Annotated in this window: 23 protein-coding genes; 21 read left to right on the top strand and 2 right to left on the bottom strand. The window is 48.2% G+C overall.

Annotation, left to right across the window (positions count from 1 at the left end; all coding sequences use genetic code 11):
* Nucleotides 1-140: 140 nt before the first annotated feature.
* The 13 genes from recA (at nucleotide 141) to PUT07_RS25070 (ending at nucleotide 13,081) form a co-directional block, all read left to right on the top strand.
* Nucleotides 141-1,184 carry a recombinase RecA gene (gene recA / locus PUT07_RS25010; protein ID WP_274471412.1) on the top strand — a complete coding sequence of 348 codons (1,044 nt, stop codon included), beginning with the start codon at nucleotides 141-143 and terminating at the stop codon, nucleotides 1,182-1,184.
* Nucleotides 1,185-1,263: 79 nt separating this feature from the next.
* Entirely contained in the window at nucleotides 1,264-1,947 is a 684-nt protein-coding gene (locus PUT07_RS25015; RefSeq protein ID WP_274471413.1) for a regulatory protein RecX, read from the top strand.
* Nucleotides 1,948-2,327: 380 nt separating this feature from the next.
* Nucleotides 2,328-3,869 (top strand): ribonuclease Y, encoded by a 1,542-nt coding sequence (rny, locus tag PUT07_RS25020; RefSeq protein WP_274471414.1) that lies wholly within the window; start codon nucleotides 2,328-2,330, stop codon nucleotides 3,867-3,869.
* Between the two features lie 99 nt (nucleotides 3,870-3,968).
* A complete protein-coding gene (locus tag PUT07_RS25025) occupies nucleotides 3,969-4,763 on the top strand; it encodes a TIGR00282 family metallophosphoesterase (protein WP_274471415.1) in 795 nt (264 codons plus the stop codon).
* A 112-nt stretch (nucleotides 4,764-4,875) separates the two neighbouring features.
* Nucleotides 4,876-5,136, top strand: a complete 261-nt coding sequence (locus PUT07_RS25030) for a stage V sporulation protein S (protein WP_028558349.1) — start codon at nucleotides 4,876-4,878, stop codon at nucleotides 5,134-5,136.
* Between the two features lie 93 nt (nucleotides 5,137-5,229).
* Nucleotides 5,230-6,171, top strand: coding sequence for a dipeptidase (locus tag PUT07_RS25035; protein WP_274471418.1), 942 nt, complete (start codon nucleotides 5,230-5,232; stop codon nucleotides 6,169-6,171).
* A 207-nt stretch (nucleotides 6,172-6,378) separates the two neighbouring features.
* Nucleotides 6,379-8,127, top strand: a complete 1,749-nt coding sequence (locus PUT07_RS25040; RefSeq protein ID WP_274471419.1) for a 2-oxoacid:acceptor oxidoreductase subunit alpha — start codon at nucleotides 6,379-6,381, stop codon at nucleotides 8,125-8,127.
* A complete protein-coding gene (locus tag PUT07_RS25045; protein WP_274471421.1) occupies nucleotides 8,115-8,981 on the top strand; it encodes a 2-oxoacid:ferredoxin oxidoreductase subunit beta in 867 nt (288 codons plus the stop codon). The genes PUT07_RS25040 and PUT07_RS25045 overlap by 13 nt, the downstream gene beginning before the upstream one ends.
* 105 nt (nucleotides 8,982-9,086) lie before the next feature.
* Nucleotides 9,087-9,656 (top strand): phosphate propanoyltransferase, encoded by a 570-nt coding sequence (gene pduL / locus PUT07_RS25050; RefSeq protein WP_274471423.1) that lies wholly within the window; start codon nucleotides 9,087-9,089, stop codon nucleotides 9,654-9,656.
* A 134-nt stretch (nucleotides 9,657-9,790) separates the two neighbouring features.
* On the top strand, nucleotides 9,791-11,272 hold the full coding sequence (miaB, locus tag PUT07_RS25055; RefSeq protein ID WP_274471425.1) for a tRNA (N6-isopentenyl adenosine(37)-C2)-methylthiotransferase MiaB: 1,482 nt from the start codon (nucleotides 9,791-9,793) through the stop codon (nucleotides 11,270-11,272).
* 107 nt (nucleotides 11,273-11,379) lie between these two features.
* Nucleotides 11,380-11,769: a RicAFT regulatory complex protein RicA family protein gene (locus tag PUT07_RS25060; RefSeq protein WP_274471669.1), complete on the top strand. Its 390-nt coding sequence runs from the start codon at nucleotides 11,380-11,382 to the stop codon at nucleotides 11,767-11,769.
* Between the two features lie 95 nt (nucleotides 11,770-11,864).
* The gene (locus PUT07_RS25065; RefSeq protein WP_274471426.1) at nucleotides 11,865-12,599 is read left to right on the top strand and encodes a phosphonate ABC transporter ATP-binding protein; all 735 of its coding nucleotides are present in this window, start codon (nucleotides 11,865-11,867) and stop codon (nucleotides 12,597-12,599) included.
* Nucleotides 12,596-13,081, top strand: coding sequence for a low molecular weight protein-tyrosine-phosphatase (locus tag PUT07_RS25070; protein ID WP_274471428.1), 486 nt, complete (start codon nucleotides 12,596-12,598; stop codon nucleotides 13,079-13,081). The genes PUT07_RS25065 and PUT07_RS25070 overlap by 4 nt, the downstream gene beginning before the upstream one ends.
* 64 nt (nucleotides 13,082-13,145) lie before the next feature.
* Here the strand turns inward: PUT07_RS25070 and PUT07_RS25075 are convergent, their stop codons facing one another.
* Together PUT07_RS25075 and PUT07_RS25080 are read right to left on the bottom strand one after the other, a co-directional pair.
* Nucleotides 13,146-13,544, bottom strand: coding sequence for a hypothetical protein (locus tag PUT07_RS25075; RefSeq protein WP_274471430.1), 399 nt, complete (start codon nucleotides 13,542-13,544; stop codon nucleotides 13,146-13,148).
* 92 nt (nucleotides 13,545-13,636) lie between these two features.
* Nucleotides 13,637-14,887: a sensor histidine kinase gene (locus PUT07_RS25080; protein WP_274471432.1), complete on the bottom strand. Its 1,251-nt coding sequence runs from the start codon at nucleotides 14,885-14,887 to the stop codon at nucleotides 13,637-13,639.
* Nucleotides 14,888-15,112: 225 nt separating this feature from the next.
* Between PUT07_RS25080 and PUT07_RS25085 the strand changes: the two genes are divergently transcribed.
* The 8 genes from PUT07_RS25085 (at nucleotide 15,113) to PUT07_RS25120 (ending at nucleotide 22,644) form a co-directional block, all read left to right on the top strand.
* Nucleotides 15,113-15,292 (top strand): hypothetical protein, encoded by a 180-nt coding sequence (locus PUT07_RS25085; protein ID WP_274471433.1) that lies wholly within the window; start codon nucleotides 15,113-15,115, stop codon nucleotides 15,290-15,292.
* Between the two features lie 115 nt (nucleotides 15,293-15,407).
* Nucleotides 15,408-16,418 carry a 2-oxoacid:acceptor oxidoreductase family protein gene (locus PUT07_RS25090; RefSeq protein WP_274471434.1) on the top strand — a complete coding sequence of 337 codons (1,011 nt, stop codon included), beginning with the start codon at nucleotides 15,408-15,410 and terminating at the stop codon, nucleotides 16,416-16,418.
* Between the two features lie 35 nt (nucleotides 16,419-16,453).
* On the top strand, nucleotides 16,454-18,757 hold the full coding sequence (locus PUT07_RS25095) for a thiamine pyrophosphate-dependent enzyme (RefSeq protein WP_274471436.1): 2,304 nt from the start codon (nucleotides 16,454-16,456) through the stop codon (nucleotides 18,755-18,757).
* An 86-nt stretch (nucleotides 18,758-18,843) separates the two neighbouring features.
* Nucleotides 18,844-19,137 carry a hypothetical protein gene (locus tag PUT07_RS25100; protein WP_274471437.1) on the top strand — a complete coding sequence of 98 codons (294 nt, stop codon included), beginning with the start codon at nucleotides 18,844-18,846 and terminating at the stop codon, nucleotides 19,135-19,137.
* A gap of 150 nt (nucleotides 19,138-19,287) precedes the next feature.
* Nucleotides 19,288-20,241: a C40 family peptidase gene (locus PUT07_RS25105; protein WP_274471438.1), complete on the top strand. Its 954-nt coding sequence runs from the start codon at nucleotides 19,288-19,290 to the stop codon at nucleotides 20,239-20,241.
* Nucleotides 20,242-20,348: 107 nt separating this feature from the next.
* A complete protein-coding gene (locus PUT07_RS25110; RefSeq protein ID WP_274471439.1) occupies nucleotides 20,349-20,942 on the top strand; it encodes a ribonuclease H-like YkuK family protein in 594 nt (197 codons plus the stop codon).
* Nucleotides 20,943-21,081: 139 nt separating this feature from the next.
* On the top strand, nucleotides 21,082-21,588 hold the full coding sequence (locus tag PUT07_RS25115) for an ADP-heptose synthase (RefSeq protein WP_274471441.1): 507 nt from the start codon (nucleotides 21,082-21,084) through the stop codon (nucleotides 21,586-21,588).
* Between the two features lie 12 nt (nucleotides 21,589-21,600).
* Complete coding sequence (locus tag PUT07_RS25120; protein ID WP_274471443.1) at nucleotides 21,601-22,644, top strand: phosphotransferase enzyme family protein; 1,044 nt, start codon at nucleotides 21,601-21,603, stop codon at nucleotides 22,642-22,644.
* Nucleotides 22,645-22,836 lie beyond the last annotated feature (192 nt).

Genomic DNA, 22,836 nt, shown 5'->3' on the forward strand with positions numbered 1-22,836 from the left:
AAGAACCGTAGCAAAGCGATAACTTTGTTACGGTTTTTTGTTTGTTCGCGAAAAAGTCGAATGTATGTTCGAAAAAGTACTTGGCAAACACCCAAAAACAAGTTATCATATACCTATAATGATAGAAGGAAGTGAGTGTTTTGACAGATCGTCGCGCCGCACTTGATAATGCATTACGACAAATTGAGAAACAGTTCGGAAAAGGCTCCATCATGAAGCTTGGAGAGTCAACACATATGCAAGTTGAAACGATCTCAAGTGGTGCGCTAGCACTTGATATTGCGCTTGGAATAGGTGGATTCCCGAGAGGCAGAATTATTGAAGTATACGGCCCTGAATCTTCAGGTAAGACAACAGTAGCCTTACATGCCATTGCAGAAGTACAAAAGGTTGGCGGACAAGCAGCATTCATCGACGCGGAGCACGCCTTGGATCCTTCTTATGCAAGTAAGCTCGGCATTAACATAGATGAGCTTTTGCTTTCCCAGCCGGATACGGGGGAGCAAGCTTTAGAAATCGCAGAAGCGCTAGTACGAAGCGGTGCAGTAGATATCATCGTTATCGACTCCGTTGCGGCACTTGTGCCGAAAGCCGAGATCGAAGGCGAGATGGGGGATTCTCACGTAGGTTTACAAGCTCGTTTGATGTCCCAAGCTCTTCGTAAGCTTTCCGGTGCTATTAACAAATCCAAAGTTATTGCGATTTTCATTAACCAATTGCGTGAGAAAGTCGGCGTGATGTTCGGGAATCCAGAGACAACGCCAGGTGGCCGCGCATTGAAGTTCTACTCCTCGGTCCGACTGGATGTGCGTCGCGTAGAAACCATCAAACAAGGCAATGACATGGTTGGTAACCGGACAAGAATTAAAGTCGTTAAGAATAAAGTGGCACCTCCGTTTAAACAAGCGGAAGTCGACATTATGTACGGCGAAGGGATTTCGCGTGAAGGCAGTATTATCGATATTGCGACTGAGATGGATATCGTAAATAAGAGCGGTGCGTGGTACTCCTATGAAGGGGAGCGTCTCGGACAAGGCCGTGAGAACGCGAAGCAATTCTTGAAAGAGAATCAGGCCATCGCTGGAACTATTGAACAGAAAATTCGTGAGAACAGCAATTTAATTATTGCGGTCGGGCCGAACGTTGACGAGGAAGACGATGAGTTAGAAGCGGCTTTCGAATAAAGCTCGCATATATCATATTAGGGGAAGCACCTTTAACCTTGGGTTAGGGTGCTTTCGTTCATTAAGGAGCTGAAAGAACGTGGAGCGGGAAGAGCAGCAGCCGACTATCATTACCAAGGTTGAGAAGCAAAAGCGGGGCAAGCATCGTTATAATATATTTCTGAATGAAGAGTATGCGTTTTCGGTGCATGAAGATATTTTGATCAAACATCGCTTGGCGAAAGGGGAGAATGTCAATCTCCAAGAGATTGAAAAGATTATTGAGGACGAGGAGCGCAATAATGCTTATATGAAAGCAATTCGGGTGATCGGCCGGAGACCGCATTCGTCCAGCGAGTTGAAGCGCAAACTCAAAGAGAGCGGATACGAACTGCCGATTGTGGAATGGGTGCTCCACAAGTTAGATCAGCAAAAATATCTCAACGATGAAGAATTCGCGAAGATGTGGACGGAGAGCCGGGTCATCTCTCAGAAGAAAGGCCGCAATCTGGTTCGGCAGGAGTTGGAACAGAAGGGCATTCACAAGGACTTGGTGAAGCATGCATTGGAGCATATTAACCCCGAGGATGAGTTGGCGGGAGCGTTGAAGCTGGCCCAGACGAAGTGGAAGACGACGTCAGGAGAGCCATTCGATAAACGCAGGAAAACAGCGGCGTTCCTCATGCGAAGAGGTTATACGGGTTCCGTTGTCAACAAGGTGCTTAGCCAAATTAGCAGCGATGCAGGCGAGGAGGAATTTGAAATTTCCGACGACTACTTTTAATAGTTAACGCCATTAAACATGTGGCAGAATTAGTTAATGGCATTAACTATTTGAGGCGGTATGGAGCGACTGCCAAGTTCATCCGAGGACAATCGCTTGACAAGCTTCTTCGACAAAAGATAAAATAACAGTGTATATTTTCATAATGTATTCAAAATCATACTAATTTCATTGATTTTGAGGGGACAGCTGTAAAAACCGCCAATTTTTACGCTGTTGATTATGGATTATTAGCACTATAGTGCCTCTAAGGCGCGGTGCGCATTCCTTTAAGAGCCATTTGGGTATGTAATGAAAGTTTAACAATTAAAAATCGGATCAAAAAACCGAACGGAATCCCAGGCTAACACCTTGGAGAAACCAACGAGGAGGTGAACAAGATGATGACTTTCATCTGGATCGCGATCATTCTCATTGTTGGAGCTGCATGCTTAGGGATTGGTTATTTTATCCGTAAATCTCTTGCAGAAGCGAAAATTTCCAGTGCTGAAGAAGCCGCTGAGCAGATTAGAGAAGCTGCTAAGAAAGAAGCAGATGCACTGAAAAAAGAAACGGTTCTGGAAGCGAAGGACGAAGTGCACAAGCTTAGGTCCGAAGCTGAAAAAGACATTCGTGAACGTCGGAATGAAATTCAACGACAAGAAAGACGATTGTTGCAAAAAGAGGAATCGCTGGATAAAAAATTAGAATCTCTCGAGCGTAAAGAAGAGCAAGTTGCCAACAAAGAGAAGCGGATCGAGGATACGCAAAATCAAATTGATCAGCTTTATAAGAGCCAGGTTTCGGAGCTAGAGCGAATTTCCGGACTTACCATGGAAGAAGCGAAGAGCATCATTCTTACCAATGTGGAGCAGGAAGTGCGTCACGAAACTGCACAGCTTATTAAGGAAATCGAAACGCAGGCCAAAGAAGATGGCGATAAGAAAGCTCGTGAAATCATCACGCTCGCCATTCAACGTTGTGCCGCAGATCATGTTGCGGAGACGACCGTTTCCGTTGTTTCATTGCCAAATGAAGAAATGAAAGGCCGCATCATCGGTCGTGAGGGACGGAATATCCGTGCATTGGAAACTTTGACGGGGATCGACCTTATTATTGACGATACGCCAGAGGCAGTTATTTTATCTGGATTTGATCCAATCCGACGTGAAATTGCACGCACATCTTTGGAGAAGCTTGTTGCGGATGGACGGATTCATCCTGCACGCATCGAAGAGATGGTGGAGAAGTCCCGTAAGGAAGTGGACGAACGGATCCGCGAATACGGCGAGCAAGCGACGTTCGAGGTTGGTGTTCACGGGCTGCATCCTGACTTGATCAAGATTTTGGGTCGACTGAAATTTAGAACAAGCTATGGTCAGAACGTGCTGAAACATTCCATGGAAGTAGCTTATCTGGCTGGTCTGATGGCTGGAGAGCTCGGGGTAGACGTAACTTTGGCGAAACGTGCCGGGCTTCTTCATGATATCGGTAAGGCGCTTGACCACGAGGTAGAAGGATCTCACGTAGAAATCGGCGTAGAGATTGGTAAGAAATACAAGGAGCATCCAATCGTAATTAACAGTATTGCTTCGCACCATGGCGATGTTGAAGCAACTTCGGTGATTGCGATGTTGGTCGGAGCGGCGGACGCCTTATCGGCTGCCAGACCTGGAGCACGCAGAGAAACACTCGAGACTTATATTAAGCGTTTGGAGAAGCTCGAAGAAATATCGGAATCCTTTGAAGGTGTTGAGAAATCTTACGCCATTCAAGCAGGCCGCGAAGTACGCGTCATGGTTCAACCGGAGAAAGTGGATGACACCGAAGCGTTCCGCTTAGCCCGTGATATTACCAAAAAAATCGAGGGTGAACTCGATTATCCGGGACATATTAAGGTTACGGTCATTCGTGAAACACGAGCTGTTGAATACGCGAAATAGAGTAGACTATGCGAAAAGTGGCTGATACAGCCACTTTTCCTTATTTTCAGGCGGTCCATATGAGTGCTGCTGAAATGACATAAAGGAGTTACAACTGTTATGAAAATTGTATTTATCGGTGATATTGTCGGATCTGTAGGGCGTAAAGCATTGAAAAACGTCATGCCGCGATTGAAACAAGCCTATCCGCACGCTGTTTTTATTGCCAATGGAGAGAACGCGGCGGCAGGGAAAGGGATTACCTCGGCTATCGCTAAGGAAATCTATGAGATGGGCATTCAGGCCTTGACAATGGGCAATCATACATGGGATCAGAAGGAGATATTCGATTTCATCGACAAGGACGAGAAGATGGTGCGTCCGGCTAACTTTCCGCCGGGAACGCCAGGCAGGGGACATACGGTCATTAAGGTCAAAGACCAGGAACTGCTTATTATCAATCTGCAGGGCCGGACGTTCCTGCCGCCGATTGATTGTCCTTTCCGCAAAGCGGATGAAATTCTGGATGCTCAGAAGAAGAAGCACAAGTTCGTATTCGTCGACTTTCATGCCGAGGCAACGTCGGAGAAAATTGCGATGGGCTGGCATTTGGACGGGCGGGTATCGGCTGTCGTAGGAACGCATACGCATGTGCAGACGAATGACAATCGTGTTCTACCGCAAGGGACCGCTTACGTGACGGATGTCGGCATGGTAGGCCCGCGGGACGGCATTCTCGGCGTCGAGCGCAGTGCGGTACTGCAGAAGTTCAAGACGCAGCTTCCTGTGCGTTTCGTGACGGATGAAGGCAAGTGGCATTTCCATGCAGTGGTCATTGATCTTAACGACCAAACGGGACTAGCCAAAGATATTCAGCTTATCCGTTACGATGAAGATCAAGTATTCATGGATTGATCAACTTTCAGAATATTGCAACAATTCATTTTGATTGGAATGTCATGTTTGGGCATGCTCCGGAATATGATGGGTAATGGAACTATCCATCATTCCCGAGGAGGTACTATTCATGGATGTATTAAAAGTTTCAGCAAAATCCAATCCAAACTCCGTTGCCGGTGCATTGGCAGGCGTTTTGCGAGAGCGCGGAGCTGCAGAGCTCCAAGCGATCGGTGCAGGCGCCCTCAACCAAGCCATTAAAGCAGTAGCTATCGCAAGAGGATTTGTGGCGCCTAGCGGAGTTGACTTAATTTGTGTACCAGCCTTCACAGATATCGTGATTGACGGGGAAGATCGGACGGCCATCAAACTTATCGTAGAGCCTAGGTAACGACATTCCCATACATAATGCACACAGCCTGTTTACCTTGTAGACAGGTTTTTTATTTTGTCTTGCAACTCAATTGACGAGGAGGCTGAAGACATGAGAATTGTGGATACTCATTGCGATGCGTTGACGAAGCTGTATGCGAATCCCAAACTTGATTTTGCCAAGGAAGAACAAGAGCTGGACGTCAGCTACCCCAGGCTGCGGCAGGGCGGTGTGAAGGTCCAATGCTTTGCCATCTATTTATCGGATACCATTCAGCATCCTACGTTCGATCATATTTTGCAAATGGTTGATATTTTCCATCGGCAGGTCGTCCGTCATCCCGGGATGCGGTTTATTCAGAATGTGAAGGACTGGCACGAAGTCGAAGCAAGCGGGCTGACGGGGGCAATCCTTACTCTTGAGGGGTTGGATGCAATCGCCGGCAATATGACGCATCTGCGTATCCTCTATCATCTAGGGGTAAGGAGCATCGGATTGACGTGGAACTATGCCAATTGGGCTGCGGACGGTGTTATGGAGCCGCGTAAAGGCGGGTTCACAAGAAAAGGGAAGCTCATGTTAAGAGAATTAGAAACTATGGGTATAATAGCAGATGTATCACATTTGTCGCCCGCGGCGTTTTGGGAAATGATCGAGGCTTACAACAAGCCGTTTATCGCTTCACACTCGAACGCCCAGAAAATATGTCCTCATCCAAGAAATTTATCAGACGAACAAATTAAAGCTATCATACAATGTCAGGGACGAATCGGGCTGACGTTTGTACCCTATTTTGTGGATAGTGTGAACATGACGGTTCCCGTAACAGCCATGCTCAAACACATCGATCACGTCTGTTCATTAGGAGGAGAAGGGCATATTGGCTTCGGATCGGACTTTGACGGCATTGAACAATGGATCAAGGGATTAAGGCACACGGGACAATACGGAAACTTAGTCGAGGCTTTATGCAAAAACTATAGAGAGGCGCAAGTCGAAGCTTTTTTGTATGGAAATTGGCGGAATTTCATGCTGGCGAATCTTCCGAAATGAAAACTGAAGATCGATCTAAAATTGATATGGGTTCGATCTAAAAACTCTATCTTTTAGATTTGTTTGAACCCCTTGCAATTTGCTTCATAAAGGCATAGAATTTGGTTGACAAGTGAAAGAAATTTTTTATTGCATCATCTTTATTTACTAGGAATTTAGCTAATTCAATGTCTTCGAGCAGCTACAATCAAAAGGAGTGGACGTACGGTGATTAGTCAGTTATCTTGGAAAATCGGAGGTCAACAGGGGGAAGGGGTCGAAAGTACAGACCGTATCTTCTCTACTGCATTGAACCGTCTCGGTTACTATTTGTATGGGTACCGTCATTTCTCTTCACGGATTAAGGGGGGACATACAAATAACAAGATTCGCATCAGCACCAAACCGATTCGCGCAATTTCAGACGATTTGGACATCCTGGTCGCATTTGACCAAGAAAGTATCGATTTCAACGCCCATGAGCTTCGTGAGAACGGCGTAATCGTCGCAGATGCCAAATTCAATCCGGTATTACCTGAAGGAATTAAAGCTCGCTTGTTCCCTGTACCGATCACAGCGATCGCAGAAGAACTTGGTACATCCCTATTTAAGAACATGGCCGCATCAGGTGCATCTTGGGCGCTGCTCGGTTTGCCTCTTGATGTGTTTAATAAAGCTGTAGAAGAAGAGTTCGGACGTAAAGGTGCAGCTGTTGTTGAGAAGAACGTCGAAGCAGTGCGTAAAGGTGCTGAATCCGTTCTTGAATTGGCAGGCGGCCCGATCGCTGACTTCCAACTTGAGCCGGCTGACGGCAAACAGAAATTGTTCATGATCGGTAACGATGCGATCGCTCTTGGCGCAGTAGCGGCAGGCTGCCGTTTCATGCCAGCATATCCGATCACACCGGCTTCCGAGGTGATGGAATATCTGATCAAAGCGCTTCCTAAATTCGGCGGCACAGTCATTCAGACCGAGGACGAAATCGCAGCATGCACAATGGCAATCGGCGCTAACTACGCAGGTGCGCGTGCACTGACGGCTTCAGCAGGTCCTGGTCTTTCCTTGATGATGGAAGCGATCGGTCTTGCAGGTATGACGGAAACTCCGGTTGTTATCGTCGATACGCAGCGCGGCGGTCCAAGTACAGGTCTTCCAACGAAACAAGAGCAATCCGACTTGAACGCGATGGTGTACGGTACGCACGGTGAAATCCCGAAAATCGTATTGTCTCCAAGCACAATCGAGGAATGCTTCTACGATACAATCGAAGCTTTCAACTTGGCTGAGAAATACCAATGCCCGGTTATTCTTATGACAGATCTTCAGCTTTCCCTGGGTAAACAGTCCGCAGAAATGCTGGATTACAACCGCATCGTTATCGACCGCGGCAACCTGGTGACAGAAGCTCCTGAGCTGACAGACAACCAATTGTTCAAACGTTATGAGTTCACAGCGAACGGTATTTCTCCTCGCGTAGTCCCAGGCGTGAAGCATGGGCTTCACCACGTAACAGGGGTTGAGCACGACCAAACAGGCCGTCCTTCCGAGAGCACAGAAAACCGTCAAAAAATGATGGATAAACGTCTTGAGAAGCTGAAACACATTCAAGTGACAGACGCGATCAAAGTAGACGCTCCGCATGAGAACCCAGACCTCTTGATTATCGGTATGGGATCCACCGGCGGTACTATCGATGAAGCTAGACGCCGCGTTGAGAAAGAAGGCATCAAAACGAATCACGCGACTGTACGTTTGATTCATCCGTTCCCAGCCGAGCAGCTGAGACCGTATATTGAGAAAGCTAAGACTGTAATCGTTGTTGAGAACAATGCGACAGGTCAACTAGCCGATCAAATCAAACTGCATGTCGGTCATGCAGATAAAATTAAGAACGTTCTGAAATATAACGGTAATCCGTTCCTTCCAGCAGAGATCGAACAAAAATGTAAGGAGTTGACTTTAGCATGGCAACATTAAAAGATTTTCGTAACAATGTAAAGCCAAACTGGTGCCCAGGATGCGGAGACTTCTCCGTACAAGCAGCTATTCAGCGTGCAGCAGCTAACGTTGGTTTGGAACCTGAAGGTTTGGCTATCGTATCCGGTATCGGTTGTTCCGGCCGTATCTCCGGTTACATCAATGCGTACGGCTTCCATGGTATTCACGGCAGATCGCTGCCGATCGCTCAAGGCGTGAAGATGGCTAACCGCGATCTGACAGTTATCGCTTCCGGCGGTGACGGTGACGGCTTCGCGATCGGTATGGGTCACACGGTGCATGCGATTCGCCGCAACATCGACGTTACTTACATCGTTATGGATAACCAAATTTACGGTTTGACGAAAGGTCAAGCTTCCCCGCGAAGTGCGGAAGGCTTCAAAACGAAATCAACGCCTCAAGGTACTATCGAGTCCGCGATTTCTCCGCTAGAAGTAGCGATGGCTGCGGGTGCAACGTTCGTAGCTCAATCCTTCTCCAGCAACTTGAAACAGCTGACAGCCGTGATCGAAGCGGGTCTGAATCACAAAGGGTTCTCCTTGATCAACGTATTCAGCCCTTGCGTAACGTTCAACAAAGTGAACACGTATGACTGGTTCAAAGAAAACATCGTAGACTTGGATGAAATTCCTGACTATGATTACACGAACCGCGTAATGGCAATGACCAAAATCATGGAAACCAATTCCATGCTGACTGGTATCATTTACCAAAACAAAGATAAGAAGAGCTATGAAGATTCTATTCCGAACTTCGCGAAAGAAGGACTTTCGAAACAAAATCTTCAACTTTCAGAAGCGGATTTCAACAAAATGCTCACTGAATTTAAATAAACGTTCCACCTTAAGGGCATATGGAGATACTCCGTATGCCCTTTTTGCCGAGCGGCAATACTGACATCTATTCAACGATAACTATACATAAAAGGATGATGATCAATGAAAACCGTACCCGTAGGCGTTTCAGCCCGACATATACATTTGACTCAAGAGCATGTGGAAGCTTTATTCGGGGCAGGCCATGAGCTGACGCATTTTAAAGACCTGTCACAGCCAGGTCAATACGCAGCCCAAGAAACGGTTGCCATCGTAGGACCAAAAGGCAGAATGGAAAAAGTAAGAATTCTGGGTCCAGTGCGCCCGGCATCTCAGATTGAAATATCTCGAACCGATGCATTCTCGCTCGGTGTGCATCCTCCAGTTCGCGAATCAGGCAAGATCGAAGGAACACCCGGACTTCGCGTTGTAGGCCCAGCCGGTGAAGTGGTGCTGAACCAAGGTGTCATTGTCGCAGCGAGACATATTCATTTCCATACGAGCGATGCGGAGAAGTGGGGCATTCAAGACAAGCAGCTGCTTCGTGTCAAAGTGAACGGGGAGCGCCCATTGATATTCGAAAACGTCATTGCCCGAGTGTCCGATCAGTTCGCGCTGGATATGCACATTGACACCGATGAGGGGAATGCCGCAGGAGTGAAAACAGGAGATCTCGCTGAGATTATCGATTGATCCGACAGGGCTTTTTCACACTTATGCCAATTTCCTTTTGTACTAAATAGGCTTGTGATGTTATAATAAAAGTTGCGTAATTATTGATGAATGACGTAAGTTTTACCAACGCATAACGCTTAGGAGGAACGAAAGTGGCTAACCAAGTGAAATCCGACAAGGATTATTCCCAATATTTTCAGCCTCCTTCACTGACAGATGCTAAGAAGCGCGGAAAAGAAGAAATAGCCGTCCATTACGACTTTACTATCCCTGAGGAGATGCAGGGGTTCGGCAAGGATAAATATTATTTGATTCGCACTTACGGATGCCAGATGAACGAGCATGATACAGAAGTGATGAGAGGCTTACTGGAACAAATGGGCTATCAGTCTACGGAGGACAAGTATCTGGCAGACGTTATTCTGCTGAATACCTGCGCGATCCGCGAGAATGCTGAGGACAAAGTGTTCGGCGAGCTTGGCCATCTGAAGGCGCTGAAGGCGCAGAAGCCGGGTCTGGTGCTGGGTGTCTGCGGTTGTATGTCGCAGGAGGAAGCTGTTGTGAACCGAATCATGCAGAAGCATGCTTTCGTAGATTTGATTTTCGGTACGCACAACATTCATCGTCTGCCTGCTCTGTTGAAGGATGCCTTCTATAACAAGGAAATGGTCGTCGAGGTTTGGTCCAAAGAAGGCGATATCGTAGAGAATTTGCCTAAGAAGCGGGAGGGTATCCGCGCTTGGGTGAATATAATGTTCGGTTGTGACAAGTTCTGCACCTATTGCATCGTTCCTTATACACGCGGTAAAGAGAGAAGCCGCAGACCGCAGGACGTGCTGGCAGAAGTACGTGACCTGGCTCGTCAAGGGTTTCAGGAAATCACGCTGCTCGGACAGAATGTCAATGCCTATGGCAAAGACTTCGAAGATATCACCTACTCCTTCGCCAATCTGATGGATGATATCCGCAAGATCGATGTGCCGCGCGTTCGCTTTACGACTTCGCACCCGCGTGATTTCGATGACGATTTGATCGAAGTGTTGGGCAAAGGCGGTAACTTGGTTGAGCATATCCATCTGCCGGTTCAGTCGGGCAACACGGAAGTGCTCAAACGGATGAGCCGCAAATATTCCCGGGATCATTATCTGCAGCTGGTGCGCAAAATTAAAGCGACGATGCCGGACGTCGTGCTGACGACGGATATTATCGTTGGCTTCCCCGGCGAGACGGATGAGCAGTTCGAGGAAACAATGTCGCTCTTTGAGGAAGTCGGGTTCGATTTCGCGTTCACGTTTATTTATTCACCGCGTGAGGGCACACCGGCAGCCGCAATGGAAGACAACGTTCCGATGGAAGTCAAGAAGCAGCGTCTGTACCGCTTGAATGAGCTGGTGAACGCTCACAGCAAAGCGAGCAACGACAAGCTGTTTGGCCAGACGGTGGAAGTGCTGGTCGAAGGCGAGAGCAAGAACAATGCCGATGTTTTGGCCGGCCGCACGCGGACGAATAAATTAATTCACTTCACCGGTCCCAAAGAGCTTATCGGCCAAATGGTTGACGTGCAAGTCACGCATGCGCAAACCTGGATCTTGAAAGGCGAAATCGTATCGAAGCCTATGCAAATGTCCATTTAATTCGTTGCCATAATAGATAGGAGTGTGTACGAGTGTCTCACTGTGATCATCAACATAACGATAACCAACCTCATGCTTTCAAAGTTCCGGAGTATACGAACACGGAAATGATCGTTCGCGAGGATATTTTGGCGAAAGCCAAAGAATTAGCCAATCTGCTCACAACTTCGAATGAAGTGCAATTTTACCAAAAAGCAGAGAAGCAAATTTCGAACAACCCGGAAATTCAAACATTAATTAACGCCATTAAGAAAAAACAGAAGGAAATCGTCGCCTTCCAGACGTTCCAGAACGAGAAAATGGTGCAGAAGATTGAGAATGAAATCGAAGTTCTGCAAGACGAACTTGATGGCATTCCGATCGTGAACGAGTTCAAACAAACGCAAGATGACATCAACTACTTGCTGCAGCTGGTGATGTCGGTTATTCGTGACACGATTTCCGATAAGATCAACGTGGAAGCGGGAACGGCAGAAGCACCTTCCAAATGTGATTAAGATGACTTCCTGCAGGAATTTGAGAATCGCCCTCGACTCAGGCTCCGCTTGATTTGAGCGGCGATTTTTCCAAAAAACACGAAGGAGAGGTTGTCATGCTTACTGTACGTAATTTGAGCAAAGTATATCCGCCAGACAATCAGGTGCTGTCCCAAATCAGCTTTCAAGTGGATGAAGGCGAGTTCATCGCCGTTATCGGAGGCAGCGGAAGCGGGAAAACGACGCTGCTGCGCTGTATTTCTCACCAGGAGAAGTGGACAAGCGGGCAGCTGATCTATAACTCCAACGATATTACGAAGCCAGGGCCATGGGAGCGTTTCAAGTTAGGCAAAGATTTCGCTTACCTGGAAGAGAAGCCTTCGCTGAATCGAAATAAAAGCGCTGTCAAGAATGTGATGATGGGCCGTGTATTCCAAACGCCGATACGGGTACTTACAGGCATGACCTCCAGAGATGAGCACGTAGACTCCATGGATTATCTAGAGAAAGTAGGCTTGCTCGATAAAGGCGACAAGAAAGTAGGCCAGCTCAGCGGCGGGGAGCAGCAGCGCGTGGCGATCGCCAAAGCGTTGATTCTCGGTCCCAAAGTGCTAGTGGCCGACGAGCCTGTGTCGGGCTTGGATCCGAAATCGACGGAATATATTCTTCAAGATTTGAAATCATTATGCAAAGACAGGAACATGAGCGTTATTGCCTCTCTGCACAAGGTTGAATTGGCAGAACGGTTCGCGACGCGAATCTGGGGCTTATCGGAGGGCAAGATCGTACTTGACATTCCGGCCAGATCGCTGACAATGCGTGAGAAAAAGCTCATATTTGGTGAAGTATGATTAAGGTATTATTCGTCTGTTTAGGTAACATTTGTCGATCCCCTATGGCAGAAGCGGTATTTCGCCATCAGGTCAAGCAAGCGGGATTAGCGGAGCAGATCATGATTGATTCCGCAGGGACCGGCGATTGGCATATCGGTCATCCTCCGCATGAAGGAACGAGGAAAATTTTGGATCAATACCGGATTGATTACAAAGGAATGCAGGCCAGACAGGTAAGAGCTGACGATTTCATTGAATTTACATATATCATTGCAATGGATGAGAGCAACGTGAACAATTTGGCCGGATTCGCTCCTGCTGAGCGGACCGGCGAGTCGCGGGCGTCCATACACAAGCTGCTTGATTTCGCCCCAGACCGCAAGCTCAAGAACGTGCCGGATCCGTACTATACGGGAAACTTTCAGGAAGTTTATGAAATGGTGGAAGAAAGCTGTGCGCGGCTGCTTGCTTATGTGAAGGAACATCATCAGCTTACATAACTTAAGGTAAAATAGAAAAAGCAAAGGCGAGGAAAATAACTTCTCGATCTTTGCTTTTTTATTTCTATAGGATCGTTAATCCGGATCGCGCCAGGCAATCGGAGATCGCTTTGAGCATACTCGGATAAATGGGGATAATTACATCGGTCGGTCCAAGCTCGAACAAGCCGCTTCGGTTGTGCACGGTTGCCTTTTGCACATAGATGCGAAAGTGCTCGGAGCCCGGTGATAAATGGGTGGATTCTTGGCCCTTCGATCTGGAGTTGACAAATGTGATGGCTTTGAACCTCGAATTATCGTAGGGGATAATACTGATGATATCGTCAAGCTTGAAATAGTAGTTAACGTGCGGTTTATGAAGAATAAGCTCTTTGGTCGTAACCGTAAGTCCATAGTCCTTCTTCTTATGAGACATTTTCAAGTCGCCTTCCAGCGATTTGATCTGAATGAAATCCGAATTCATAGCAAAAGCCCTCCTTCACGAGTCATGATGTTCGCGCTTGTCTTAACAGAATAACACAGATCATCACTCCTGTTAATGGAGGGACTTGGGTTCTATTTCTGATGGAAATGGATGGAGCATTGCGTGCCTTGATTAATGGCACTGTTGAAAGTGATCGTGCCGTTCATCATTTTGATGATACTCATGACGACTAACAGGCCCAAGCCTGTGCCTTGCTCTTTGGTTGTGTAGAACGGAACCCCGAGGGAGTTCAGCTGCGCTGGCGTCATGCCGACCCCCGTATCGGTGATGCTTATTTGGACAGCATCAGGCATCCGGCAGGTGCGCAGCGTGATCGTACCGCCGTCCGGCATGGATTCGATGCCATTCTTCACCAAATTCATTAAGCACTGCCGCAGCTTCTTGGATTCGCCCAAAATATAGAGCGGACCTTCGGACTCGTGCGTCGTCTCGATGACGACTCCATGGTCCGTTGCAAAAGGAGTAATGAAGCGAAGCATCGCTTCAAGCTCCTCTCTGACATCTAATTGTTCCTGTAAGCCGGAGGAAGGCTTGGCATAGTTCAAATAATCGTTGATGATGGTGTTCGCTTGATCTACGCCGGACATGGCCAATTCGACATAACGCTTATGATCGTACATCGAAAGCTCTTTGCGTTCCAGCAGCTGCAGGAAACCGCGGATCGAAGTTAGCGGATTGCGAATTTCGTGCGAGATGGTGGCGGCTAGCTGGCCGATCATGCGGTCTTTCTCCAGAGCGACGAGCTGCTGCCGGTGAAATTCATACTGCTTCACTCGGTAAAGTAAATATATGATGCCCCAGAGTGAAATAAAAGTAAACATGATGGTATACAGAGCATACAAAGTGAAGAAGGACGCAAAGCCGGCCGGCGAAAGCAGTGCATACAAGAGATGGTATACAACCATCATGCTTATGCTGAATGCGAGTTTGCGGACCAAATTCATACGTTTCAATTGGTTTCTTATGAAATAACTGCCGATTACTAGAAATGCACTGCTAAGCAGGGCCGGCTGCCAATAATAATCAAGGACCAGACCGCATCCCAGATTTAGAATCGCCCCGGTTAGTACGGCGGGCACAAGCCCTGCATACAAAATGACGGTAACTAGACAGAGGGGCAGCAAGTGAAGCGAATAAATAAGTGGATCGATCTCCGCATATTGCCAATACAATGAAATAAAAATGAGAAGTAAACATCCGAAAAGAATATGCCGCTGCTTCTCTTTATAAACGAATATAGGGGTTAAAACCATATGGATGAGGGTAGCGCTCATGAAGTAGAAAAGTCCATGCAGTTCGTGGGAAATGATCGAATGGAGCAAATCAGTGCCGTCCTTTCCGCTTGTCCGACAGTATCTTGTTTATTTCTACATTATCTCACAGGATTTGACCTTATCAAGAGAGATGACACGTTTTGTATGCTAAAGATTTGCTAAAGATTTGATAAAGACTTATGGTGTTATCGCTATACAGCGCTGTATAATAGAAAATACGAGTCGTGCAAGCGTTTACAAATTCATTGGATTTGAAAACGAGGAGAGATGAGGATGCGGGCGTGCTCACAAGTTTGCGGTGTTGTCTTTAATCCGATTGATGATGATTATTTGAACGTTTGCGAGGAATGTGAATTTGCCGGCAAGGAGGAACAGGAAGGCGCAGAAGAGTCTGAAACGACGTCCAGCTATTATCTTGGACAATGCGGCCTTATCATCGATTATTTACTGTGAGTGCGCTTGAGCTAAAAAAAGGTTGCTTACCAGAGATTTCTTGTTACAATGAAAGTAGATTTACTATTCATACTATTCATTCTTTATGCGGTTCATTTTTGAAAGGAGACCTTGCATGGTAACTTTGCCTAAATTGAACGATCTCGGTTTTTTCGAGATACGACTGGAGTCCATCGGCGGGCTCGGTGCGAATCTGGCCGGCAAAATGCTGGCGGAAGCGGGAGTCGTTGGGGTGGGCCTGAACGGAGTCAGTTTTTCTTCGTACGGTTCAGAAAAGAAAGGGTCGGCAGTGAAAGCGCACATCCGGTTTTGCGATATGGATACGAAGATACGGGATACGACGCCCGTAGAAAGACCGCACGTTGTTGGTGTTTTTCATGAATCGCTCTCCAAAACTGTAAACGTTATCAGTGGCATCTATGAAGATAGTACTGTATTAGTAAACTCGACGAAAACACCTGATGAACTCAAGGAAAAGATGAAGCTCAAGGGCGGCACGATCGCGGTAATCGACGCGATTGGCATCGCTCTGGAGGAGAAGAACCGCGTCAATATGGCGATGCTCGGAGCACTGTTCCGGCTGTGCGATTTCCTCGACCCGGAAGTGATGAGAGGCGTTATTCGCAAATCGTTGGAGAAGAAGTATCCGCAAGCTGTAGCACCCGCCATTCGGACGTTCGATCGCGGGTTCAATGAAGTCAAGTTCCAGTCCTATTCGCTGCCCGAAGGGGAGAAGATGCCGGACTTCGTCCGATTCGATACGCCTGTACTTGGCTATGAAACCCAGACGATCGGCGGCGTCATTGCCAATCCCGGCAACAGTATTCTCAAAGACCTGAGTATTTCACGTGCGGGGATGATGCCCCATTTCCATGAAGATAAATGTATTCACTGCGCTTCCTGCGATAACGTTTGTCCGGATTTCTGCTTCGTCTGGGATGAGCTTCCCGACAAGAAAGGGCGTCCGCAAATGTTCCTGCAGGGCATTGATTATCAATACTGTAAAGGATGTCTGAAATGTGTACAGGCTTGTCCGACTGAAGCGCTCTCTAGCGAGCGGGAAGCAGACGGATATGCCGATGCACACCGTATGCCACATCGCTTCAATCTGGCTGTAAACTCTTAGAGAGTATTTATGGGAGAAGGGTGGAACTACGCGTTATGTCTATTGATATCAAGAAGGAATTAGGGCAGGCCAAGGTCGAGCAGCGCATCGTCTATGAGTCAGGCAACGAAATGGCAGCTTATGCCGCACATCAAATTAATTATCATATTATGGGGTATTTCCCGATATCACCGTCTACGGAAGTCGCCCAGTTCCTGGATTTAATGAAGTCTAACGGACAGCATGATATCGTGCTCATCCCTGCCGATGGGGAGCATGGCTCCGCAGGGATCTGTTATGGCGCATCAACAGCTGGCGGCCGTGTGTTTAACGCTACCAGCGCGAACGGTTACTTGTACATGCTGGAGCAAATGCCGGTACAATCCGGTTCCCGGTTCCCGATGGTCATGAACCTCGTTTGCCGCTCGGTCTCCGGACCCCTCAATATTCATGGAGACCATTCGGATCTTTATTATGCTCTGAATACGGGGTGGCCCATCGTGATGTGCCGCGACCCGCAATCCGTCTATGATATGAATATTATCGCACTTAAACTGGCGGAAGATCCGGCTGTGCGCTTGCCGGTACTGGTCGCCTCGGACGGTTATTTCACGTCCCATCAGAAGCGCAGAGTCCAAACCTTCGCGAATCGCGAAGATGTACACGCCTTTATCGGCGAGCAGCCGACAGGCTTCCCGGATACGTTGGATCGCAACAATCCGATTACGGTCGGTCCTTATATGAATGAACCGGACTACATTAACAACTGCTATCAGCAGAGTGTTGCCATGTACAACGCCGAAGGCGTGTATGACCGCATCCGGCAGGAGTACGCCGAGCTGACGGGCCGCGACTATCCGATTCTCGAGCTGTATCGGATGGAGGACGCGGAAGTCGCGGTGTTCCTGATGAATTCGGCCTCCGAGATCATCAAGGACGTCGTCGACCAGCTCCGCGAGAAGGGCATTAAAGCCGGATCGATCGCTCCGAATATGATCCGTCCGTTCCCCGCTAAGCAGATTGCCGAAGCTTTGCAGAACGTGAAGGCGATCACCGTCGGCGATCGCGCGGATTCTTATGGCGGCCATGGCGGCAATATGGTCAATGAAATTAAGGCGGCGCTGTTCACGCACGGGAACAGGGATACGCTTGTGATAAGCCGCATCTACGGCCTTGGCGGCAAGGACTTTTATGCCGAAGACGGGCATAACATGTTCCAATTTGCCATTGACGCCGCACAAAGCGGCAAGGTTGATGTGCCATTCGATTACTATGGCCACACGCCGGGTGATCCGGCGAAGGCGCCCAAGCGCGTGCTGACGCCGATGAAGTATGAAGATCTGAAAACCGGACTCATTACGGTCACTCCGGATGAGGCGAGCGGCAAGCTGAACGTGCGCATTCCGCCGCTGCGCGCCTTGACGAAGAAACCGAAGCGGATTGCTCCGGGACATGGCGCATGTCCGGGCTGCGGGATTTTCTCCGGTCTGGAAATGTTTTTCAAGGGAATCGAAGGAGACATTGTCTCCATCTTCCATACAGGGTGCGCAATGGTCGTTACGACAGGCTACCCGTACTCGGCGCATAAAGCGACGTATATCCATAACTTGTTCCAGAACGGAGCGGCAACTCTCTCCGGGGTCGTCGAGATGTTCTGGGAACGCAAACGCCGGGGCGAGCTGGACCATCTCGGACTCAAAGACGATTTCACCTTCGTCATGATTACCGGTGACGGCGGGATGGATATCGGAATGGGACCGGCGATCGGCGCTGCCCTGCGGAACCATAAAATGATCATCCTTGAGTATGATAATGAAGGATACATGAACACGGGGGCGCAGCTGTCCTATTCCACACCGATGGGCCACCGCACGTCGACCTCGAACGTCGGGAAGCACCAAGGCGGTAAAGTGTTCCATCATAAGGACACGGCGCAAATTATGGCGGCTACGCATATTCCATATGTGTTCACCGGATCTGAAGCCTATCCGCAGGATCTTCTGAAGAAGGCGGCGAAAGCCCAGTGGTACGCCCAGAACGAAGGCTTGGTGTACGGCAAGATTTTGATTGCTTGTCCGCTGAACTGGCTGTCTGAAGATCAAGAAGGTTCGAATATCGTCGGCGCAGCTGTAGATTCCTGCTTCTTCCCGCTGTACGAAGTGGAGCACGGCATCACGAATATCACCTATAACCCGGAGGACAAAAACAAGAAGATTCCGTTGTCGGATTGGCTGAAAACGATGGGCAAAACGAAGCATATGACGAAGCCGGAATATGAAGGCTCCCTGAAGTCGTTCGAAACGGAAGTGGAACGCCGGTGGAACCAATTGAAAGCCAAGCATGAGAACGCGTATTTATAAATCGTTAATTCATTGTGCACGTATATGAATAAAGAAGGCACGTTCGCCTCAGAGGCGAATGTGCCTTTTTATCAGGAGGAAGCTATATGCCTTATGTTCTGCTCCATCGCAACACGCATCAAATTTATACGTGTATGCAGGTTAATCACTATGGACTTGCTTATTACGGGGTGAAATTTTGGCTTGATGAAGAAGAAGCCGCACAGCAATATCAAGCGTTGCTGCAACCCGCAGAGGGGATCGCCGCTGAGGAGTGGCAAGTGATTGAGCTCGAAGAATCGGAGATGAAGATCTGCAACGTGAAGCTGAAGAACGATCCTGCACTGCAACTTTTTTGGTCAAGTGACCGTAAGCCGGAGGTTCGTAAACTGGAAAATTAAACCTTGCCGTCAATAGGTACGCAGCCATGCCGAATGGATGATTAAACGACAAGAATCGCAACCTTACGCCTATTTTCGCCAAGCACCCCCGCAAACTATAATAAGGGTGCGAAAGAAAAAATTTACAACATGGGAGTAGGTTGAGACAAAATGAGAAAATGGACAATGGTTAGTCTTTTGCTTGTACTTGCGTTTACCTGGGTATGTCCGGCGGCCATGGCAGCGATTGCAGATGTTTCGACCAAAGCACAGATTGTTTCAGGAGTCAGTTTTAGAGATCAGCCGAGCACGTCCAGCAATGTCATCCGGATGCTCAAAACGAATGAAATCGTCACCGTAACGGACTATGTGACGGCGAATTGGTTTCGAGTGAAAGATGCGCAGGGTGTCAGCGGCTATGTATCAACCAATAGCAAATACATAAAAGTCATTTCCAATGCAGCAATCATTTATGGCGTTAACTTTCGCACATTACCGTCATCGGATAGCGGTTCCAAAGTGATCCGTATGCTGAGTAAAGGCGAGGAAGTCCTGGTAACCGAACGAGTGAACGATAATTGGTATAAAATTGTAGATGCGGGCGGGACAAGCGGATACGTCAGCTCCAGCAGTAAATACATAACAACGGATTTCAGTGTTATCGTGCCGGCAATGCCGTTAGCGGATGCGATTGAAGCCGTTATTGCAGCAGGGAATGCGTACTTGGGTACCCCGTACGAATTCGGCTCCGACCGCAATGATCCAACGACGTTCGATTGCTCGGATCTTATCCAAACGATGTTCTGGGACGCGCTTCGTCTCGCAGTTCCGAGCGATTCTGCGGCTCAAGGGGATTACGTACGTTCGCTCGGTCCCGTGTCGACGGATTGGACCCAATTAAAGCGTGGAGACTTGATGTTCTTCTCCGCATATAAGGGAAGCAAGTCATCCGATTATGACAACATCGACATCTTTAAAGAGCCTATCACACACGTGGCGGTCTATCTAGGGAATGACAGCCTGCTGCATACCTACTCAGTTGAGTCCGGCGGGGTTCGTGTCGATACCATCGACGGCAAGCAGTGGGAGAACCGCTTTTTATATGGCGGCAGTGTTTTAAAATAGTTGATGGTTCGAGCAGCGAATGTTTGCCATATACTATAGATAGGGGCGGATGCATAAGCCAGCATCCGCTTCTTCCTGATTCTAAGGAGAAAGGAAGAGCCTTATCATTGAAACCTTCAGCAGCGAGTCATCCACTGGAATTTCGGAACACGACCGAAAGCGGGCTTGACCTGGATACGGTGCATGAGCGCATCTTGCACTTCATGCGGCTTGATCCGGCAGGTACGTACAAATTCATTATCGGAACGGATTGTCAGGTGCACCCGGGACACACCAAGTTCATTACAGGTGTCGTTATCCAGAGACTGGGGAAAGGCGCATGGGCGTGCTATCGCCAAGTGATCGTCCCCAGAGCTTTACATTCCATCAAAGAGAAGCTCTCCATGGAAACCGCGTTCAGCGAAGAAATCGCAATGTACTTTCATGAGGCGAAACGGCAGGAAATGGAGAATATCGTGCTTCCTCAGCTGTACCAAGGCGCCTCTTTCGATATGTTTATACATATTGATGCAGGTGCGGATATAAACAAAAACCGGACAGCCAAATTTGTCCAAGAGATGGTACGGCGTGTGGAATCGGTAGGCATGGTACCGGTCATTAAACCGGATTGTTATGTAGCGTCGGCTTATGCGAACCGATTCTCCAAGAAGCCTTATCTCCCCATGTATGAGAAACGTGAGGTAATCGATGGCACTAGATAAGCTAAGAATAAACCGTTAGTTCAAGATGATCGGTGAGATCAACGAACTAACGGTTTTTGTTTGGAGATGAAAAAAGGAGTTCACATGCTTTTTAGCGAAATACATGCTAAACTAGCAAGCGAGAAAGGAGGGGACGAATATGAGCAAAACGTTCATTATCGAGGCGGTCATGCTGGCGGTGCACGGGCAATTGATGGTGCCGGGAGAACCGGTCACGTATGTCATACCCTATACGAGCATCCAGGAGCTCTACGAGCTTCAAACAGCTAACGACCCCATCATGCTGGAAGAAGAGGATGACGGCTTCGTCAAGCAAATGATTGGCGAGCTGATCGCTTTCTTCGAAGAGTCGTTTAATAAGAAGAAAATTGAGAAAGCGCTCACCGTTCCGTGGCGGAAAAGCGCACCATTGCCCATTAATGAGCATGTAACGCTTACAGTCGTCTATGCGATCGATAACGAGGCGTATGGTGAACAGTTCGATCCGATTGAAACGGAGTTAATTCTAACGGCAATTAAAGAGCAAGCTGCCTTGCTTACCGACCAGTTGGATTTCATTGAGCGGCTGATAGGAGCTGAAATTCCTGTTCAGGCCTTTGATGTGGAAGATTTCGAATTCGCTGTCGAAGGAGACAATCTCGTGTAGGAAAGGGAGCTGATGAATGCGATTATGCGTGTCAAAGATCTGGAGCTGGAAGAGCAATTAGCTTTACTGCCATCCCACTGGTTTCCTGGCCGCAAGTGGACTATGCGATTGGGTGCCGGTGGGATGAACAATACAACGCGTTTTGTAGACGTTGACGGTACGACCTATGTTCTGCGACTTTATGAGACTCACCGGGATATCGATAAAATTATTTTCGAACATCGAATTCTACTGGCACTGAATAAACGGAAACATCAACTGCCGTACCGGATCCCGGCCCCGATTGAGCTGCCGGATGGCGGCACGGTGGTCCAGCTAGCCGCGGACCGCGAGGGCAAGCTAGCCGCTTTGTTTACGTTCACCGACGGCACGAACCCTGCTTGGCTGGATACCGACCAAGTGGAACAGTTCGGAGCGGCCGTGGGCCAGCTGTCTTCCGTATTGGCCGATATCGCTGTCGATCTAAAGCCTGTGTATCCGCCATACTATGAGATTGAGAACATTCATCCCCGCTGCACGCCGGACGCGATACGGGAATTTTGTATCCATCCGACGGAAATATTTTCTCCGCAGCGTGAGGAGCTCCTATATATTTTTGATCGATTCTCCGCTTTATATCAATCGATTCCCGCTTTGCGTAAGCTGCCTCATCAGCTCGTGCATGGCGATATCAACGGTTCCAATATGCTTGTGGATGAAAAGGGGCAGATCGCATCGGTGCTCGACTTCGAGTTTGTTACCCGGGATTTGCGCGTGATGGAGCTTGCGGTCTGTTTATCGGATTTCATCGATCCGACGCTTCCCATTGAGCAGTTGCAGCTGAACTGCAGAGCCTTCTATCAGGGATACCGGAAGTTCGTACAATTGAAGGAAGCGGAGCTTGCCGTGCTGCCGCTGCTCATCGAGCTGCGCAGGCTGGATGTGTTTATCCATTTCCTGGGGCGCTATGCGGATGGGGTTGATCCTCAAGGCGTGTTGATTGATATTATTCAGAACGCCTACGAGAAAACCAAATGGCTGCAAAATCATTGCCATGAACTAGTTGCGGCGCTGTAAAATAAGGAATTTGTCTAGTGTACCGTACAACCGTAAACCGACCGGCGGGAATACGCTATAGTACCAAACGAGAAGGTGGTGCTGGAGGTTGGCTAAAGGTGCTTATGTAGGAAATGTACGTGCAATACCGAACTGCGGCCGTTATTGCCGTAATGTGTGTACGCGTTTATTTGTGGTGGGCCGCAATCAATG

It is taken from the genome of Paenibacillus sp. MAHUQ-63 (genome assembly GCF_028765165.1).
In the GTDB taxonomy this organism is placed as follows: domain Bacteria; phylum Bacillota; class Bacilli; order Paenibacillales; family NBRC-103111; genus Paenibacillus_E.